Raw genomic sequence first — 18,504 nt, forward strand, 5'->3', positions numbered from 1 at the left:
CAAAAATACTTACGATAGGGCGGTAATCTCTGTTAAGGTTGCGTTACCAAAAAGATTTTTGTATGTGGCTTGAATGCAACTATCCTCTTCATATAAGATAGCATTTTCTTTAGCTTTTTGATAAGCCTCTTTGCTTTGCAGCCCAAGCTGCACCCATACACATAAGCGGCTTTTGTCAAAGGAGCTATAAGGAGTGAGGGCGCATATTTCATTCATCACATCTCCTAGTGCTTCACTTTTTCTAAAGATGTTGATAATATCGCATACTTCCCCATTTTGCGCCATTACTGCAAAGGCATCATTGAGTGAGCAAAATACTTCTCTTCCTAGAATCTCCCCACCACGCGGATAAATAGGGATAATATCATAACCCCTAGATAATAGAAATGCCCCTACCTGATAGCTTATCTTATCTTGCTGAGGGCTTAAGCCTACAATAACAATTTTTCTTGCGTTTTTTAAGATAGTTGCTTTTTGTGTGTTATGCAATAGTGCCATAGCGTTTTCCTTCGTATGAATATTTACTATAACATAGAAATATTAAACGATAGGCTGCATTTATATTGTATGTATTTTGTGCAAGCGCAGTTATTGCAATCTTGTGAGAAAGCTACTTCCACAAAGCGCTAATGAGTAGAGGATAAAATCTTATGCTTTTGTAAGGCTAGGTTATTTAAGCCAAATATCTATCTGCTAGATTGGTTTTTTAAGGCTTGGATTTTATAGTTTTATTCCTCAATGTAGTTTTTTAGTTTTCTACCTACTTTTGGATGTTTGAGCTTTTTGATAGCACTAGATTCTATTTGCCGCACTCTCTCGCGCGTTACATTGAGTTCCTTACCGATTTCTTCTAATGTCCTATCGCTTTCATCATCTAAAAGTCCAAAACGCATACGTATTACAGCTTTTTCTCTGTCATTAAGCTGTTCAAGTACTTCATCAATTTGCACTTTTAAATCTTCCTTGAGGATATAATCCATAGGTCCTACAGAATTTTTGTCTTCTACAAAATCCCCAAATTTACCATCATCATCATTTCCAATAGGGGCATCAAGGCTCACTGGTTCTTTGGTAATTTTAATAACATTCTTTACTTTATCAATGGAAAGTCCTACCTCTTTAGCAATAAAATCAATATCTGGTTCTTTGCCTGTCTCTTGGACGTGCTTGCGCATAATTTTGTGGATTCTATTAATTGTTTCTATCATATGAATGGGAATGCGAATAGTGCGCGCTTGGTCAGCAATGGCTCGTGAGATAGCTTGCCTAATCCACCACGTAGCATAAGTAGAAAATTTAAAGCCTTTTTTGTATTCAAACTTATCCACAGCCTTCATTAGCCCGATATTGCCCTCTTGTATCAAATCAAGGAATGGCAAACCGCGATTAGTATATCGCTTGGCAATGCTCACCACAAGGCGGAGGTTGGATTTTGCCATTTTTGCTTTTGCTTTATCGGAGATAGATTTCCCACGTTTAATTTGTTCTAGGATTTCTTTGAGCTTTTCGGGTTCAAGGTTAAAACCTCCTTCACTTGCTTCCTTAGTTTGAAAAAGTTTTTTGAGTTCCATATACACATTTACCATTGTGGTTTCTGGCACCATAGAGGCGATTTCATCGCGTGTCATATTGGTAATATTGGCAAGAATTTTTTTGTGATTTTGTATTAATATATCATTAAATAATGGTAGTTTATATTCAAGTCTTTTTAGCTCACGCTCAAAGCCATCACCGCTTTTTAAGGTATTTTCCATTGCTCTTACAAGCTCGCTAATGAGCTTACTTGTAGGTCCTAAGTCTAAAAGTTTTGTTTTGAGGATATGCTTTTTGTGTGAAAGTAGCAAAATATGGCTAAGCTCATCCTCGCCCTCTGCTAATGGGCTTTCAAGTAGTTTAAGCCATTCTTTTTTTGCCTTATCAAGTGCTTTGAAACTTTCCATTACCTTTTCTACACGTTTTTGGTCTCTCTTTGAGTTCTTACGTGCATTTTCCTCTTCTTCTATATCAAAATCTTCCTCTTCATTTAATTCCTCTTCCTCTTCGTCATCATCAAAACTTTTGAAGAGTTCTTTAACCCTTCGCTCACGATTAATCAAGGCATCTTTATAATCATAAATAAAGTCAATCAAATAAGGCACGGAGCAAATTGCATCTAAGATAGTATTCTCCCCTAGCTCAATTTGCTTACTTAGGCTAATTTCTTCCTCTTTTGTCAAAAGTGGAATCTGCCCCATTTCACGTAGATACATACGTACAGGGCTATCGCTCCTACTCCACTCAAGAAGCTCTTTATCTTTCATAAAGTCAAATTCATCTTCAAGCTCTTCATCAAGCATTTTTTTTCTATCTGCTTGACGTTTGATTTGTTCTTGAGTATTAAGCACTTTTGCCGCTTCAGAGGAGCTTAAAAGTTTCTTTTTGTATTTTTTGCTCAAGTCTTTAATTTTTTTGACCTGTCCGCTTGTGGGAGCTTTGAGCATAATTTGAGCAATTTTTTCATACGTAATATAATCGCTATCTTCTTCTTTAAACAAATTTTCCAATTCAGCATTCACTTCTTTTGACTTTTTGTTTATTTTGTCAGCTTTTTCTTGCATACTATACCCTTGCAGTGATTTTGTTTAAAAGGCTGCTTTATAGAATCGGCGATTCTACCCAAAATTACATAAAATACAATTAATATCCCTCTATTTCTTAGCTAAGAGGAATATTAAGAAGTGTTATTTGGGGTTAATTTCTTCTCTACGTTGGAGGTATTCCCAACGTGCCTCTACATCTTTTTGAAATTGTGCGATGATATGTTCATTTTCAGGCTTGAAAAGATGTTTGAAACGTCCTTGTGCACCTAAATAATCACGAACTGGCACAATATTGCGTGGGCGATAAGTGATATGCACTTCTACACCATTAATAATTTCAAATAATGGAAACACAAGGGAATCTACTGCTAAATCGCTGATTTCAACGGTTTTATGAGATTCAAATCGCCATTCAGTCGTGCAAGCACTCATTGCATTAATAAAGGTTGGTCCCTCTGTATCAATAGCACGTTTAATTTTCTTATTCATATCTTTCCACTTGTTGGGAGCTACTTGGGCGACATAGGGCGCATGATGTGCTGCCATAATAAAAAGCAAGTCTTTTTTGCGTTCTTTTTTACCATAGCTTACGCTTCCAGCGGGTGTAGTTGATGTGCTTGAGCCAAGAGGCGTAGAGCCGCTTCTCTGTCCACCTGTATTTGCATACACTTCATTGTCAAGACAGATATAAGTCATATCGTGCCCTCTTTCAAAGCAGCCACTAATCCATTGAAATCCAATATCATAAGTCGCTCCATCGCCACCAAATGCTACAAATTTAGGACGTTCACCGGTATATCTTCCCTTGCGTGCCAGAGCTTTATACATAGCTTCTGCTCCAGCAACTGCCGTAGAGCCATTTTCAAACCCAATGTGAATCCAAGGCACATCCCAGCTTGTATGTGGATATACTGCACTTGAAACCTCAAGACAGCCCGTGGAGTTCCCAATAATAATGGGTCCATCTACTGCACTAAGTACTTCTCGCACAATCATACCGTGAGCACAGCCCGGACAAAGTAAGTGCGCACCTTCAAATTTTTTTGATGATTTTTGAAATTCTTTAAGATTCTTTACTTCCTTTACCATTGTATTCTCCTTAAAAAAAGCTCATTTTAGGTCCGCGAAGTCCTAACATTTGTTGAAGTGGGTGAGTCAATTTACCTGCTTTTGCATTTTCATTAAGCTCGGTAAAAATGCTCTCTAAATGCGCTTGTGTCAAATCACGTCCGCCTAGTCCATAAATATAATTTGACATTATAAGATGTGCTCCTGCCCCAAGAGCTGCTGCTGAAAATTCATTAAAAAGCATACCCATTGTTCCTGCTGGAAGACTTCTGTCGATACAAGCTACTGCTTTTAAACCTTTTAGTACCTCGCCTATTTGCTTGAAAGGAAAGGGTCGTAAGGAGCGGATAGAGATAACCCCTGCTTTAATGCCTTTTTCATTGCGTGCTTTTTTAGCCGCTACACGAGCAGATTCTACGCTTGTGCCAAGTGCCACAATTGCTACTTCTGCATCTTCTATATCATAAGTTTCTACAAGTTTGTATGTGCGGCCAGATTTTTTTGCAAAAGCTTCAAATACCTCTTCTATAACCTGTGCTGAATCCATAATGCCTTTGTGTAGCTGTGCCTTATGCTCAAAATGCCAATCCTCTTCTGTTTGCGCCCCGTAAGTTACAGGGTTAGAGAAGTTTAACATAGGATTATGCGAGATATAATCCCCGATAAATTTATATGCTTCCTCATCAGTAAATGGGCGAACAGACTGCGCGGTATGAGAGCAAATGAATCCGTCTTGATTCACAATTATAGGCACTCTTACACGTTTATCTTCTGCAATCTTAAAAGCCATAAGATTAAAATCATAAGCTTCTTGTGGATTATAGGTGCAGAGATTTATCCAGCCTGTATCACGGCTAAGATACATATCTGAATGATCTCCATTTACATTGAGTGGTGCAGCAAGTGCACGATTGACAAGATTTAGCACAATAGGTAAACGCATACCAGAAGCCTGATAAAGCACTTCTATCATTAATGCAAAACCTTGAGAGCTTGTCGCCGTGGCTACTCTTCCACCAGCTGCTGCAGCACCTACACACGCACTCATTGCTGCGTGTTCGGATTCTACCATCACAAATTCACCATCGACATAACCATTACTTACAAAACTTCCATAGTTTTGCACAATGGGTGTCGAAGGTGTGATAGGATAAGCAGCTACCACATCAATTTGTGCTTGACGAAGTGCTTGAGAAGCAGCCATATTGCCATCCCATACTTCAATATCCCTTAATTCCATTATTTTGGCCATCTTTTCCTCCTAGACTATGCGTTATTTTGCGATTCTTTAGGCTCTTTAGCAGGCCATTCTTTGAGGGCTTCTTCATTGTCTTTGTGATCATTAAACATAAGCAATGATTTTGGGTTGGTGGGACACACATCCACACATACGCCACAACCTTTACAATGCACATAATCCACACCTGCTAATTTATCATTATTAGTAAGAATCGCCGCATCAGGGCAAAATACCCAACAAGTAAAGCAATTAATACAAATATCACTATTATGCACGGGCTTTTCTACACGCCAATGCGCTACACTATCGCTAAATGAGCTATCGCCACTATAAGTTCGTTCCTGTTTATAAAGTTCCATAGCCCCATCTACGCCCTTTTTAAAAGGAAACAGCACAGAGCCAATTGCAAATTCGTCCCAATCTTTTAATTTATCCATTTCTTTTCTCCTTAAAATAAGCCCTTATTTAACTTCCTCATAAGCTCGTCTAATAGCCACTTTGTTTGCCTCAATCACTTGTTGGGGGAGTTTTTTACCAAGCACCTTGGAGAAAGATTCTAAAAAGAAGTCAATCTCAAGCATACCTGAAACTTTCATTAACGCCCCAAGCATAGGTGCATTAGGGATAGATTTGCCAAGTGCATCAATAGAGATTTGAATACAATCAAGCGTATATACCTCTTTTTGTGCCAACTCGGGCTTTTTAGCAATGAGCTCTTCCTTGCTTAAGCGCGTGGTGATAATGTATTTTGTCGATGGTTTATCATAAAGACAAATATTTGTGATGAATACCAAGCCCGGGTCAATCACCAAAATATAATCGGGATTCATAAACTTTTCGTGATTGAGAATAGGCTCTGAATCTATCCTATTATAGGCAGTCATAGAAGCACCGCGTTTAGCTGAACCATAGAATGCAAAGGCTTGCACCTCTTTGCCTGTTCCTGCAATTACATCGGCTAGACCTTTTGCGCCTGTTACAGCACCTTGCCCAGCACGAGAATGCCATCGTATCTCAAGCATACTTTCTCCTTCCTTCGTGGATTTAAGACCATTTTAACGCAGTTTTATTTAATTTCGTATCGTTTTGAAACAATTTTGATAAACGCACTTTGACAAAGGGGGAGATTCTACACAATTTTGTAAAAAATTTTTTTACCAAGTGAGTGTAAAACCACCTTTTCTTGGGTAAAACTTTTAGCACAATTTTTAATGGGGTATTCCTCTAAACTTAAGCCAAAAATCATATAATACCGCTTTTGTTAATGATTTTGAGATTAGGGGATAAATTATGGACGCACAATTGCAAAAAAAACGCGTTTTTTCAGGCATTCAGCCCACGGGCAATATCCACTTAGGCAATTATCTAGGTGCGGTGCGACATTGGGTAGATTCACAAGAGGAATATGAAAATATTTTTTGCGTGGTTAATTCCCACGCGATTACGACTAAACAGAATCCTACGCAATTAAAAGAAAAGACTTATGACCTTGCAGGTATTCTTTTAGCCTGTGGCATTGATACAAATAAATCTCATCTTTTTATCCAAAGTCAAATCGATGAACACGCCGCATTAGCGTGGATTTTAGATTGCCATATTCCTATGGGTGATATGAGTCGTATGACACAATTTAAAGATAAAAGTGCAAAAAATCCAAAAAATATTAATGTGGGCTTGTTTAATTACCCTGCGCTTATGGCGGCGGATATTTTGCTCTATCAGGCAGATTTTGTGCCTGTGGGTGAAGACCAAAAGCAGCATTTAGAGCTAACACGTGACGTGGCAATGCGCTTTAATAATGAATATGGATTATGCTTTAATATTCCTGAGCCGATGATTGCTAAAGTAGGAGCGCGCATAATGGCTTTAGATGACCCAAATGCCAAAATGAGTAAATCCGCACAGAGCGAGAATAACGCGATTTTTTTACTTGATAGCCCTGAACTCATCACACGCAAAATCAAAAAGGCAGTTACAGATTCTCAAAGTGGCATTATCTTTGATGAATCTCGCGCAGGATTATATAATCTGCTTTGTATGTATGAGATTTTCACAAGACAGAGCCGCGAAGAAATAGAATCTGCATTTGAAGGCAAGGGCTATGGACATCTTAAAAGCGCTTTGAGCGAAGTGATTATAGAAACTTTACGTCCTATACAAGAGGAGTATGCAAGACTAAGCAGTGATAGGGCATATATAGAATCTATACTAGATAAAAGTGCTAATGCAGTCCGCCCCATTGCCAAAGCCACTTATGCCCGCGCAAAGGAACACTTAGGTTTAGTATAGGTCTATTTGTAAAAGCTTATCTCCCTTATGCTATAATTCGCATTTTATTTACACAATCTACACAATGATTAAGGAGCAAGGGTATGAGCAGAGTAGCAATCGACAAACAAGCAGTCAAGGCATTTTTTCAATTTTGCGATGAAAATGAAGTGGAATTTATCGATTTCCGCTTCACTGATATTAAAGGCATATGGCATCATTTGAGCTTTTCAAGAAGTGCGATTGGCGAAGAGAGTTTTGAGGGGATACCCTTTGATGGCAGCTCTATCCCTGCGTGGCAGCCTGTGGATAAATCTGATATGATACTTATCCCCGAGCCTGTGCGATATTTTATTGACCCTTTTAGTGCGGATACTACGGTGATAGTCTTTTGCGATATTTGGGATGTTTATAAAAATGAGCCTTATGAGAAATGCCCTCGTTCTATTGTCAAACGTGCGATGAAGCACCTTAAAGAAAGCGGGATTGGTGACGTGGCGTATTATGGACCAGAAAATGAGTTTTTTGTGTTTGATTCTATTAAAATTAAAGATTCTGTAAATTGTCAATATTATGAGATAGATTCCGAAGAGGGCGAATGGAATCGCGATAGAGCCTTTGAGGGTGGCGTAAATATGGGACATCGCCCCGGTACAAAGGGTGGATACTTCCCTGTGCCACCGGTGGATTCTTCAGTGGATTTACGCACTGAAATGGTAAAGGTGCTGAACCAAGTGGGGCTAGAAACCTTTGTATTGCATCACGAAGTAGCGCAAGGGCAGAATGAAATCGGTGTGAAGTTTGGCGATATGCTCGAAGCTGCCGATAATGTGCAAAAATTTAAATATGTGGTAAAAATGGTAGCTCATCTCAATGGCAAGACGGCTACATTTATGCCTAAGCCCCTTTATGGCGATAATGGCAGCGGTATGCACGTACATATTAGCATTTGGAAAGATAATAAGAATCTCTTTGCGGGAAATGCCTATCAGGGGTTAAGTGAAATGGCGTTGCACTTCTTAGGTGGAGTGCTAAAACATGCTAGAGCCTTAGCAGCCTTCACAAATCCTAGCACAAACTCATACAAACGGCTCATTCCGGGCTTTGAAGCGCCAAGTATTTTAACATATAGTGCGCAAAATAGAAGCGCAAGTATTAGAATCCCATACAATAGCGGAGAAAAGGCAAAACGTATGGAATTTAGATTCCCCGATAGCTCGGCAAATCCTTATCTTGCCTTTGCAAGCTTACTACTTGCGGGACTTGATGGTATTAGGAATAAAATTGACCCGGGTAAGCCTATGGAAATTAATCTCTTTGAACTCACACTTGATGAAATCCGTGAGAAAGGCATTAAGCAGTTGCCTCATACATTGCGCCACGCGATTGAGGAAATGCTGGTGGATAAAGCATACCTCAAAGAAGGCAATGTGTTTAGCGAGGAATTTATACAAACCTATAAGGCTTATAAGTTTGAGACAGAAATTTGGCCTTGGGAAGCACGCCCCCACCCATTTGAGTTTCTTACTACATATAGTTGTTAGTTTTTATACTGCATTCACAATATCTCAAATAAAGATTGGATAGGTTCTTTAAAGATGGGGAAGCATTTTATCTCTATGCCTATAAAATCTTAGCTTGGTAAAGAAACTTGTTTTTTAGGTGAGTTTTATAGACTTAGAATTTCCTCATAAAGCGAGCTAGATTATCTATTTGTATCAAAATGAAATCACATAAAATACCAATTTTCTATCGTGAAGTCTAGCGCATATTTGCATATTTAACTCTCCTCATCACTAGAAAAAGACGAGGGGACGTAGAACTTTAGATCTGAAAATAAGCAAAAAGAAAGTAATTTTATAGGTTCATATTAAGATTTATTTAGTTTGCTATAAAAATATTATTTATTTTATTTTTTTATGTTATTAATATGATATAGTTTTAAAAATTCTTAATTTATAGACACTAAAGAATAGAGGAGTAATAATGCGTTTAGTGGCGGTGATATGCGTGTGTATGGGATTGGCGTTTGGTCAAAATACGCTTACTATGGCAGTATCTCAAAATATCGGCACGATGAATCCTCAAGGTTATCACGGCAATGCGATGTTTGCACAAAATAGCATTTATGAGGGCTTAGTCAAAGTGGACAAGAATGGCAAAATTGTGCCATCTTTGGCATTATCGTGGCAGGTGAGTAAAGATGGTTTGCGCTATGAATTTACATTGCGCGAGGGGGTGAAATTCTCAAATGGTGAGGTATTTAATGCTGATGCGGTGGTGCTAAACTTTCAATCCATTCTCAAAAATCGTTCTAGGCATTCTTGGAGCGGGTTAGCTATGGTAATACAATCGATGCAAAAAATCAATGCTTATAAAGTCGTTCTCACGCTTAAAGAGCCTTATAGCCCCACGCTAAGCGAGCTTGCCGTAGTTCGTCCTTTTAGATTCTTAGCTCCTAGTGCCTTTCCTAAGGATTTAGACTTAATCAAGCATAATCCTAAGCCTATCGGCACGGGTGCGTATATGTTTGCGGATTCTAAGCTTGGTGTGAGCGATACATTACATAAGAATCCGCACTATTGGGATAAAGAGCGCTATAAGGGGATTTATTATGATGAGATTATTTTGAAGGTGATTTTTGACCCAAGCGCGAAAATAGCAGCCCTAAGAAGCGGACAAATAGATATGATTTATGGATATGATCAAATTCCCTTAGAGATTTTTAAAAATATGCAAAAGAGTAAGCACTTTGCCACGTATCTTAGCCCACCGCTGCATAGTGTGAATCTTGTCATTAATTCTGCTTCCCCTGCTTTTACACTCACAAACGCCCAATCTAGCACATTGCTGCGACAATCTCTAGGATATGCTATTGATAAGCAAAGGCTTGTTAGAGCGGTCTATGGGGGGATTCAAGAAAGTGCTAATCACATCTTTTATCAAAGCACTCCCTCTACACAAAAAAACAAAGAGGAGAGAGCTATACAGGAATCTTTAGCATTTTTACGCACTTTGGCAGATTCTGTAGATTCTCATTTGCATCAAAAAGGCATAGAGATACTCTTTAGCGGGGATAATCCTGCTCATAAAATGATGGCTGAAATTATCCAAAGTGATTTAAAGGCTCTAGGCATTAAGGTGCGTCTAAGCGCGAGTGAGCCTAGCATATATCGTAATCGTTTACTTAAAGGGGCTTTTGATATGGCTTTTAGTGAGACTTGGGGTGCACCCTATGAACCTTTGAGTATGCTATATTCTATGTTGATTCCAAGTCATATTGACTTTGCCGCACAATCGGGCTTAAGCACTAAAACTGCCATCGATGAAGGCATTAGAAAGCTTATTGTGCTTAATCCATCAAGCCCAACTTTTGACGCATTGTTAGACAATGTCATCAATATGCTTGAAACAAGTGGTGTGTATGTGCCACTTACCTATCAAAAAAATAAAGCCATCACACACCCTAAAATCAAAGGTATTAAAATGGGAGTGGTAGGCTATGAAGTGCCATTTTGGGAATTTTATGAAGAGGCAAAATAAGGGGAGGGCAGATGAAAAAGTTTATTTTTTATAGAATCTGCTCTATTATCCCCATTGTACTACTTGTATCTTTTGGCACGTTTTGTTTGTTGCGACTTGGCGGGAGTGATCCGGTGATGGCATATATTTTACACTCACACATTCCTGCCACACCAGAGCTTATAGCGGAACTTAGAGTGGAATTTGGACTTGATAAACCGCTTTTGCAACAGTATTTTTTGTGGCTTAAAGACGCCATAAGGCTTGATTTTGGAATCTCTTATATGAGTGGTAGGAGTGTGAGCGCGGACTTTTTGCATTTTTTACCCAATACACTTTTACTTGTGCTATGCGGATTTATTTTGACTATTCTATGTGCCTTACCGCTTGGGATTGCAAGTGTGTATTATCATAATAGATTCCCTGATTTCCTCATTCGCTTTATATGCTTCATCGGCGTGAGTATGCCTAATTTTTGGGTTGCCTTTTTGCTCGTTTTGTTTTTTAGCATATATTTGGAGTGGCTTCCTGCGGTGGGGCTAGAGGGCGCAAAAAGTCTTATTTTGCCAAGTGTGAGTATCGCACTGATGTCTATATGTATCCTAGCGCGGCTCATTCGTGCTAATATGCTAGAAGTGCAGAAAGAGAGGCATATCATATATGCTAAAATGCGTGGAGTAAGGGGCTTAAGGCTACATATCATACATATTTTTTATAGTGCCTTTTTGCCTATCCTTACAGCGATGGGTATGCACATAGGGGAGCTTGTGGGCGGTGCATTGGTAATTGAAAGTGTCTTTGGACTGCCCGGCATTGGATTATATAGTATTAGCGGGATTGCTAATCACGATTACCCTGTCATTGAATGCTTTATTGTCATTTTAAGTGCGTCTTTTGTGCTGTGTAACGCATTGGTAGATATTCTCTATGCGGTATTTGACCCACGTATGCGTAAGCAAATGGCGCACACGTATGAAAATCCTAGCAAGGAATATGTATGAAAATATGGGGTAAATGCGCCCTTGCTGGGCTAGGTATCATCGTGCTACTTGCTATTTTTGCCCCATCTATTGCACCATTTGAGCCCGATATGCAGGATTTGGAGCATATTTTAGCCCCTATGAGTGCTACACATTGGCTTGGGACGGATTATTTAGGGCGGGATATATTTTCGCGGATTCTCTATGGGGCGAGACTTTCACTTGGCTGTGCTTTTGTGATTTTAGCGTGGATTATGCTTTTAGGTATAGGTATTGGGGGATTGTGTGGCTTTGTGGGTGGGCGATTAGATGCGATATGTATGCGGCTATGCGATGTGTTTATGAGTGTGCCTACTATCGCGCTTTCTTTGTTTTTTGTGGGCGTGCTGGGTGCGGGGCTAGAAAATGTGATGATTGCTATTATCCTCACACATTGGGCTTGGTATGCTCGTATCGTGCGTAGCATCGTTTTTAGTGTGAAAAATAAAGAATACGTGCTGCTTTCTTTTACCTTTGGAGCGAGTGCTTTGCAGAGATTCAAACGCCATCTTTTAGTACCTATTTTAAGTCAATGTGTGATTTTAGCGAGTATGGATATAGGGCATATTATGCTGCATATCGCGGGACTTTCATTCCTTGGGCTTGGGGTGCAGCCGCCCACACCTGAATGGGGTGTGATGCTAAGTGAGGCAAAGGAGTATATGTGGGATAATCCTGCTTTGATTATTTATCCGGGGTTAGCGCTTTTTGTAAGCGTGGCATTATGTAATATGATAGGTGAAGGTTTAAGAGATAGTCTTAGGGCAGTGCAGGGGCTAGATGATAATGTCAAAGATGTGGCTTTAGGTAAAGCAAAGAGCTTAGATTCTATACATAGCGCACAAAGCCTAGAAATAGAACATTTGTGCATTGATATGGATACTCATAAGCTTGTAGAGATTCCATCTCTTTGTGTGAGGAGAGGAGAATGCACTGCATTGCTTGGGGCAAGCGGCAGTGGTAAATCTCTAAGCGCGCTTGCCTTGCAGGGATTTGTGGCTTCAAACCTTGCATTGACAAGTGGTGTTATTAAGCTAGATTCGCAAGTGATTAATCCTGTGGCATATCGTGGTGTAGCCTTTGCGTGTATTATGCAGTCTCCTCGCACGTGCTTTAATCCGCTCCTTAGTATTGCCTATCATTTCAAGGAAACTTGTATCGCCCTGCATAAGCCTTATGACAAAGGATTTGTGCTTGAGTGTTTGCAAAAAGCGGGGCTAGAAGCGCAAGTGCTAGATAAATATCCATTTGAATTAAGCGGCGGAATGTTACAAAGAGCGATGATAGCCCTTGCTTTGCTTGCACAAGCGCCTTTTGTGATTGCCGATGAGCCAAGTAGTGATTTAGACAAGCTAAAGGCAGAGGAGATTCTCAAAACTTTGCGTGATTTGAGAGAGAATCATAGATTAGGAATCTTGCTTATCACACACGATTTAGCCGCAGTGGCAGCAAATGCACAATATGTCTATATAATGCAAAAGGGCAAGATTATAGAATCTGCGCGATTATCTCAAGGCGTGCTTTTAGAGGATAGTGGCAAACCTTTAATGCCACAAACGCCTACAATGCAGCGTTTGCAATCCCTCTATCAAGGGAAGAAATTATGTTAGAGCTATGCAATGTATCTTATTACTACACATCATATCGGGGATTTGCCGCATATAAGCATTATGTGTTAAGACATATTGATTTGAAACTAGAGGTGGGGCAAAACATTGCGATTATGGGGAAAAGTGGCTGTGGGAAAAGCACGTTGGCAAAGATTGCCTGTGGGCTTTTGCGACCACAAAGAGATGAGGCGGGAGCCGTGGGAGAAGTGAGACTTCACTCTGTGCCTATTAATATTTGTAACCTTAGCTTTCGCAGGGCATTTTGCGCGCAAGTGCAAATACTTTTCCAAGATAGTATAGGCTCTTTGAATCCGCATTTTACTTGCCTTGAGAACTGCCTTGAGCCGCTTTTGTATCTTAAGGCTTGTGAGAAAAAGGAGGCGATAGAGCGCATTTATATGTTAATGGAGGATTTGGCATTGCCTAAGGATATACTTTTTAAGCAGGTGGGTATGATTTCTGGCGGTGAGGCACAGAGAATCTGCCTTGTGAGGGCTTTAAGCATTAAACCTCGAGTGCTAATCCTTGATGAAAGTACTTCTGGGCTTGATTATGAACTTTCTTTACATATAATGGATTACCTCAAGCGATGGCAGCGAGGTAATAAAAGTGCGATTATGCTTATTAGCCACGATGAGCACATAGCGAGAGGACTTTGCGGGCGTGTGTATATGATGAATACAAAAGGTGAGTTAGAGACATAATGCTTCACTTATCGTTTTTGCAACTTAATCCGTATGGAAACTCTAGTCTATCATTCCTTTGCTGCTACACTTCGTGCTGCATTTGCACAGAGGGCTAATCTATAAATTGCATATGTAAGTCTAGATTATCCACTCACTTCTTGGTAGAAAAGTAAAATGTAAAAATAACTTCTACGGCAGATTCCTACATATTTAAGATATTGGCTCGTAGTAAATAATCTTAATATTTGATTAACTTAAGTATTCTTTAAGTATAAAATTCCTATAATCCTCGCCTTAATTTTACAGAATCTAAGGAAACCTAAATGGAATTGACAAAAATAGCAACACAAACTGACATTAATCGTCAATGGATTGTGCTTGATGCGAAAGATAAAGTGTTTGGTCGCCTTATCACAGAGGTTGCCACGCTTTTACGTGGTAAGCATAAGCCTTGTTTCACACCTCACATTGATTGCGGTGATTTTGTAGTGATTATTAACGCCACAGAGGTGAAATTCACAGGAATGAAGCTTGAAGATAAGGAATATTTCACACATTCAGGGTATTTTGGTAGCACTAAAAGCAAGACATTGCAAGAAATGCTAGAGAAAAATCCGCAAAAGCTTTATCACTTAGCCGTTCGAGGTATGCTTCCTAAAAACAAGCTTGGACGCGCTATGCTTAAAAAGCTCAAAGTTTATCGCGATGGTAATCACCCACATAGCGCACAAGTTTCTAAAAGCTCAAAATAAGGGAATAGTATGGCAAAAGTTTATGCAACAGGAAAGAGAAAAACAGCAATCGCAAAGGTTTGGCTTACTCCGGGCAGCGGTAAGCTCACTATTAATGGAGAGAATCTCAATGATTGGCTTGGTGGACACGAGGCAATTAAGATGAAGGTAATGCAGCCGCTTCTCCTCACAAAGCAAGAAAAATCCGTAGATATAAAGGCTGTTGCCTTTGGTGGTGGATATTCAGCTCAAGCTGAAGCCTTGAGACACGGCATTTCAAAAGCTCTTAATAGTTATGATATAGCCTTTAGAGCGATTTTGAAACCGAAGGGGCTTTTGACCCGCGATTCTCGTGTGGTAGAGCGTAAGAAATATGGTAAAAGGAAAGCAAGACGTAGCCCACAATTCTCAAAAAGGTAATAATTTTATGGAGCTTCTCTCTCAAAGTTTTGGTGAGTATCAAACAAATTGTTATATTTACAAATTGCCACAGGGAGAGATTGTCATTGACGCTGGGATTGGCGCGAGTGATTGGGTGATGGCGCATTGCTCCAAGCCACTTGCATTTTTAAATACACACGGGCATTTTGACCACATTTGGAGCAATGCCACGCTTAAAGCACATTTTCCTCAAGTACCGCTTGTCTGTCCTGCACTTGATGCGTTTATGTTAGAATCAGATTGCTTTGGCACAGGTGTAACGCCAAGCACACCTGATATTCTTACATTATGTGAAAAAGGTACACAAAGTTTAGTGTTTGATGGCATAGAGGTGATATTTTCTCATTTTCCCGGACACACACCGGGCTGCTCAATTATTGAAATTGAGGGTAATATTTTTAGCGGGGATTTTATCTTTTATCGCTCTATTGGGCGGAGCGATTTTCCCTATTCAAGCACGATTGATATGAGAGATTCTCTTCTTGCTTTTAGTGCGCTTCCTTCAACTCCCAATAAGCCTATTTATCCCGGACACGGAAGGACTACTTACCTTAATGATGAACAGGCAAATGTGCCCTTTTGGATAAAGCATTTGGGCGGTATGTAATATCTATTTACTAGGAATATTTTTTGCTTTCTATTTCTTAAATTAGTTTATGAGGTGCCTATGGATTTAACGAGTATTTTAGGACTTTTGGGGGCTGTTGCTAGTCTCTCGCTAGGAGATATTTTGGAGGGAGGTAACCCTTTACATCTTATCCATATTAGTTCGCTCATCATCATTATTCCTACTGCTGGTTGTGCAGCAATGGCAGCCACACATGGTACACATGTTAAGGCTGCTTTTAAAGAAATGAAGCTTGTTTTTGGTGGAAGTGGAGTGAATTTGAACGAAACTATACGTACTCTTGTTGAACTTTCTACCCTTGCGAGAAAAGATGGTGTCCTTTCTCTTGAAGGTAAGGCGGCACAGATTGAAGATGATTTCTTACGTCAGGCACTTTCAATGATTATTGATGGACGCGATGCACACGCTGTGCGTGAAGATATGGAAGTGCAAATAGAATCTTTAGAAGAGTACTATCACGGGTCTTCGCATTTTTGGATTATGTATGCTGAGACTTGCCCTACAATGGGGCTTGTTGGAGCGGTTATGGGGCTTATGCTTGCTTTGCAGTTGCTTGATGACCCAAAGGCTATGGCAGCAGGGATTGCTGGAGCATTTACTGCAACGGTTACAGGGATTTTCTGTTCTTATGGAATGTTTGGTCCTTGGGGGCATAAAATGCACGCTAAAAGCAAGGATATCATACGTGAACGTATGGTGATTTTAGAGGGCGTTGTGGGTATTGCTAATGGTGATAATCCTCGTAACCTTGAAGAGAAATTATTAGGATTTATCCCACCGGGTGAGCCCAAAATCTCACAATTTGAATAAGAGAGTGCATAATGGCTAAAAAAAAGAAGTGTCCCGATTGTCCTGCAGGAGAAAAATGGGCTGTGCCTTATGCGGATTTCCTTTCGCTTCTTTTGGCTCTTTTTATTGCCTTGTGGGCGATTTCATCAACAGCCGATTCGGATTCTGAAGCCTTAAAAACGGAGTTTATAAAACTCTTTGATTTTACACTTACCGCACCACTTCCTTCAAATCAAGATGATATAAGTGAAAATGAAGTGGAAAATGAAAGTTCTGCCCTGAGTGAAAATTCATCTATTACTACTGCGGAAATTGAACAAATGGCAGAAGAGGGTGGGATTTTAGAGCAAATGGAAATGGGTGTGTCGCTGCGGTTACCCTCTAATATTTTCTTTGAAGCAGGAAGCGCAGAGATTAATAATAGCGATGTGTATTTATATTTGCAACGTATGAGTGCGATTATCAAGAAACTTCCTGATTATGTTAAGATTGATGTGCGTGGTTATACGGATAATTCTCCTTTGCCTGTTGGCTCACGCTATAAGGATAATTATGAGTTGTCTGCGGCACGTTCACTTAGCGTAATGAAGTCTCTTGTGAAAAATGGTATCTCAAATGAACGTATTTCATTTTCTGGCTATGGCGAACACCAAGCTATTGCGCCCAATGATACACCTGTTAATCGTGCAAAAAATAATCGCGTGGAAATCTTTTTCTTTGTAGATCCTAAAGATGCGCCAGTGGCACAATCCATCTTGGAAGAAACTTTGCAAAATACACAGTAGTATGCAAGTTATATAGCTTTGTATAGTGATAAGCTTGTCTTTACTCTAGCTTATTTATTGGATTAGATATTTGTGTTTAATTCATACCAAATAGGTAGACTTTAGGAAGAAAATTTTAGTAAAGAAGTTCATTTTGGCATATTCGAATTGATAAAGTGTATAAAAAGCATTTTTACTCTAGTAAGATGTGTTGCGTTATGAATCACTATCAATTAAAGAATAATGCAGTTTATTCTATTTAGCTAAATGCTGATGAATAGCTAAGTTTGTGTTCCTATCTTTTGCAAAAACAGCAAAGGGGTTTTATGCTCTTTGTAGACAAAAGCAGTTTATTTTATGTATTTTTTAGCTTTTTAAGATAGAATTTCACCTTTTAATTTACCATTCAAGGAGGTCTTATGGCTTTAGATATGGCGAAAAAGAAAGAGATTATTGCTAAGTTTGCAAGGGATAATAAAGATACGGGTTCAAGTGAAGTGCAAATAGCATTGCTTTCGCAAAGAATTACTGACTTAACAGAGCATTTAAAGGCAAACCCAAAGGATCATTCGAGTCGTTTAGGGCTTTTAAAACTTGTAGGGCAAAGAAAATCATTATTAACCTACCTCAAAAAAACACAATATAGTCGCTATACAAAATTAATTAGTGAATTAAAACTCAAAGATAGATAGCACTTAGGACAAGTGTCCAAGTATTTGAATCTGTTTGTCATTAAATTTTATAGAGATTTTATATGTGCTATAAAACAATGTTATTTGATGCTAGATTTAGCTGAGACAGAGTCATAAATAAAAATAAGTTTTGCAAACAAACATCTATCTTGCAATACCTTTTAGAATAGTAAAAAGGAGAGTGTAATCTTTCCTTTTTACTATTGGGATAAAAAAATTAAGTAGAGTAAGTTGCACATAAAGTTGTTTCCACTTGTATAAATAAATCATAAATATATTTTCTCCATATTATTGTAAAATTCTTTAGATAACTTAGGAGGGTGAGTCTAAGCAGGACAAGGAGACCTGATAAGCAATAGTTAAACTTGTATTCTAATCGCTGATAGATGTATTTGCATATTTTAAAGAAAACTATGAAACTTGAATTTTATGAATATATATATATTGCAGGTAGGCGTTAAACAAAA

The 18,504-nt window shown here is 39.1% G+C and carries 18 protein-coding genes; 12 read left to right on the forward strand and 6 right to left on the reverse strand.

Translation table 11 applies throughout. The features are described 5' to 3' along the window. Positions 1 to 9: 9 nt before the first annotated feature. From QZ289_RS04515 to QZ289_RS04540, 6 genes are all read right to left on the reverse strand, one after another. Complete coding sequence (locus tag QZ289_RS04515; protein ID WP_295699682.1) at positions 10 to 498, reverse strand: CoA-binding protein; 489 nt, start codon at positions 496 to 498, stop codon at positions 10 to 12. A gap of 230 nt (positions 499 to 728) precedes the next feature. Further along, positions 729 to 2,597, reverse strand: coding sequence for an RNA polymerase sigma factor RpoD (gene rpoD / locus QZ289_RS04520; protein ID WP_295699685.1), 1,869 nt, complete (start codon positions 2,595 to 2,597; stop codon positions 729 to 731). A 123-nt stretch (positions 2,598 to 2,720) separates the two neighbouring features. Further along, positions 2,721 to 3,668: a thiamine pyrophosphate-dependent enzyme gene (locus QZ289_RS04525; protein WP_295699686.1), complete on the reverse strand. Its 948-nt coding sequence runs from the start codon at positions 3,666 to 3,668 to the stop codon at positions 2,721 to 2,723. A gap of 10 nt (positions 3,669 to 3,678) precedes the next feature. After that, a complete protein-coding gene (locus QZ289_RS04530) occupies positions 3,679 to 4,899 on the reverse strand; it encodes a 2-oxoacid:ferredoxin oxidoreductase subunit alpha (RefSeq protein WP_295699689.1) in 1,221 nt (406 codons plus the stop codon). A 14-nt stretch (positions 4,900 to 4,913) separates the two neighbouring features. Beyond that, positions 4,914 to 5,324 (reverse strand): 4Fe-4S dicluster-binding protein, encoded by a 411-nt coding sequence (locus tag QZ289_RS04535; RefSeq protein WP_295699692.1) that lies wholly within the window; start codon positions 5,322 to 5,324, stop codon positions 4,914 to 4,916. Positions 5,325 to 5,348: 24 nt separating this feature from the next. Next, entirely contained in the window at positions 5,349 to 5,909 is a 561-nt protein-coding gene (locus tag QZ289_RS04540) for a pyruvate flavodoxin oxidoreductase subunit gamma (protein ID WP_295699694.1), read from the reverse strand. A 280-nt stretch (positions 5,910 to 6,189) separates the two neighbouring features. Between QZ289_RS04540 and trpS the strand changes: the two genes are divergently transcribed. From trpS to rpsO, 12 genes are all read left to right on the forward strand, one after another. Then, positions 6,190 to 7,176, forward strand: coding sequence for a tryptophan--tRNA ligase (gene trpS / locus QZ289_RS04545; protein WP_295699872.1), 987 nt, complete (start codon positions 6,190 to 6,192; stop codon positions 7,174 to 7,176). Between the two features lie 83 nt (positions 7,177 to 7,259). Further along, positions 7,260 to 8,699 (forward strand): type I glutamate--ammonia ligase, encoded by a 1,440-nt coding sequence (gene glnA, locus QZ289_RS04550; RefSeq protein ID WP_295699697.1) that lies wholly within the window; start codon positions 7,260 to 7,262, stop codon positions 8,697 to 8,699. A 442-nt stretch (positions 8,700 to 9,141) separates the two neighbouring features. Then, positions 9,142 to 10,698: a nickel ABC transporter substrate-binding protein gene (gene nikA, locus QZ289_RS04555; RefSeq protein ID WP_295699699.1), complete on the forward strand. Its 1,557-nt coding sequence runs from the start codon at positions 9,142 to 9,144 to the stop codon at positions 10,696 to 10,698. A gap of 11 nt (positions 10,699 to 10,709) precedes the next feature. Next, complete coding sequence (locus QZ289_RS04560; protein WP_295699701.1) at positions 10,710 to 11,678, forward strand: ABC transporter permease subunit; 969 nt, start codon at positions 10,710 to 10,712, stop codon at positions 11,676 to 11,678. Next, entirely contained in the window at positions 11,675 to 13,306 is a 1,632-nt protein-coding gene (gene nikC, locus QZ289_RS04565) for a nickel ABC transporter permease subunit NikC (RefSeq protein WP_295699702.1), read from the forward strand. The genes QZ289_RS04560 and nikC overlap by 4 nt, the downstream gene beginning before the upstream one ends. Further along, entirely contained in the window at positions 13,300 to 14,010 is a 711-nt protein-coding gene (locus tag QZ289_RS04570) for an ABC transporter ATP-binding protein (RefSeq protein ID WP_295699704.1), read from the forward strand. The genes nikC and QZ289_RS04570 overlap by 7 nt, the downstream gene beginning before the upstream one ends. Positions 14,011 to 14,315: 305 nt before the next feature. Further along, complete coding sequence (rplM, locus tag QZ289_RS04575) at positions 14,316 to 14,744, forward strand: 50S ribosomal protein L13 (RefSeq protein WP_295699707.1); 429 nt, start codon at positions 14,316 to 14,318, stop codon at positions 14,742 to 14,744. A 9-nt stretch (positions 14,745 to 14,753) separates the two neighbouring features. Beyond that, on the forward strand, positions 14,754 to 15,143 hold the full coding sequence (gene rpsI / locus QZ289_RS04580) for a 30S ribosomal protein S9 (RefSeq protein ID WP_295699710.1): 390 nt from the start codon (positions 14,754 to 14,756) through the stop codon (positions 15,141 to 15,143). Between the two features lie 7 nt (positions 15,144 to 15,150). Continuing rightward, positions 15,151 to 15,771, forward strand: a complete 621-nt coding sequence (locus QZ289_RS04585; protein ID WP_295699712.1) for an MBL fold metallo-hydrolase — start codon at positions 15,151 to 15,153, stop codon at positions 15,769 to 15,771. Positions 15,772 to 15,831: 60 nt separating this feature from the next. Continuing rightward, complete coding sequence (gene motA / locus QZ289_RS04590) at positions 15,832 to 16,602, forward strand: flagellar motor stator protein MotA (RefSeq protein ID WP_295699716.1); 771 nt, start codon at positions 15,832 to 15,834, stop codon at positions 16,600 to 16,602. An 11-nt stretch (positions 16,603 to 16,613) separates the two neighbouring features. Further along, positions 16,614 to 17,366, forward strand: coding sequence for a flagellar motor protein MotB (gene motB / locus QZ289_RS04595; protein WP_295699719.1), 753 nt, complete (start codon positions 16,614 to 16,616; stop codon positions 17,364 to 17,366). Between the two features lie 398 nt (positions 17,367 to 17,764). After that, complete coding sequence (rpsO, locus tag QZ289_RS04600; RefSeq protein ID WP_295699721.1) at positions 17,765 to 18,037, forward strand: 30S ribosomal protein S15; 273 nt, start codon at positions 17,765 to 17,767, stop codon at positions 18,035 to 18,037. Positions 18,038 to 18,504: the final 467 nt, after the last annotated feature.

Source organism: uncultured Helicobacter sp., from assembly GCF_910577135.1.
Lineage (GTDB): Bacteria > Campylobacterota > Campylobacteria > Campylobacterales > Helicobacteraceae > Helicobacter_C > Helicobacter_C mastomyrinus.

Bases quoted from the DNA above. Each gene is read 5' to 3' on its own strand.
- QZ289_RS04515 (WP_295699682.1), bottom strand. From the start codon at position 498: ATGGCACTATTGCATAACACACAAAAAGCAACTATCTTAAAAAACGCA.
- rpoD (WP_295699685.1), bottom strand. From the start codon at position 2,597: ATGCAAGAAAAAGCTGACAAAATAAACAAAAAGTCAAAAGAAGTGAAT.
- QZ289_RS04525 (WP_295699686.1), bottom strand. From the start codon at position 3,668: ATGGTAAAGGAAGTAAAGAATCTTAAAGAATTTCAAAAATCATCAAAA.
- QZ289_RS04530 (WP_295699689.1), bottom strand. From the start codon at position 4,899: ATGGCCAAAATAATGGAATTAAGGGATATTGAAGTATGGGATGGCAAT.
- QZ289_RS04535 (WP_295699692.1), bottom strand. From the start codon at position 5,324: ATGGATAAATTAAAAGATTGGGACGAATTTGCAATTGGCTCTGTGCTG.
- QZ289_RS04540 (WP_295699694.1), bottom strand. From the start codon at position 5,909: ATGCTTGAGATACGATGGCATTCTCGTGCTGGGCAAGGTGCTGTAACA.
- glnA (WP_295699697.1), top strand. From the start codon at position 7,260: ATGAGCAGAGTAGCAATCGACAAACAAGCAGTCAAGGCATTTTTTCAA.
- nikA (WP_295699699.1), top strand. From the start codon at position 9,142: ATGCGTTTAGTGGCGGTGATATGCGTGTGTATGGGATTGGCGTTTGGT.
- QZ289_RS04560 (WP_295699701.1), top strand. From the start codon at position 10,710: ATGAAAAAGTTTATTTTTTATAGAATCTGCTCTATTATCCCCATTGTA.
- nikC (WP_295699702.1), top strand. From the start codon at position 11,675: ATGAAAATATGGGGTAAATGCGCCCTTGCTGGGCTAGGTATCATCGTG.
- QZ289_RS04570 (WP_295699704.1), top strand. From the start codon at position 13,300: ATGTTAGAGCTATGCAATGTATCTTATTACTACACATCATATCGGGGA.
- rplM (WP_295699707.1), top strand. From the start codon at position 14,316: ATGGAATTGACAAAAATAGCAACACAAACTGACATTAATCGTCAATGG.
- rpsI (WP_295699710.1), top strand. From the start codon at position 14,754: ATGGCAAAAGTTTATGCAACAGGAAAGAGAAAAACAGCAATCGCAAAG.
- QZ289_RS04585 (WP_295699712.1), top strand. From the start codon at position 15,151: ATGGAGCTTCTCTCTCAAAGTTTTGGTGAGTATCAAACAAATTGTTAT.
- motA (WP_295699716.1), top strand. From the start codon at position 15,832: ATGGATTTAACGAGTATTTTAGGACTTTTGGGGGCTGTTGCTAGTCTC.
- motB (WP_295699719.1), top strand. From the start codon at position 16,614: ATGGCTAAAAAAAAGAAGTGTCCCGATTGTCCTGCAGGAGAAAAATGG.
- rpsO (WP_295699721.1), top strand. From the start codon at position 17,765: ATGGCTTTAGATATGGCGAAAAAGAAAGAGATTATTGCTAAGTTTGCA.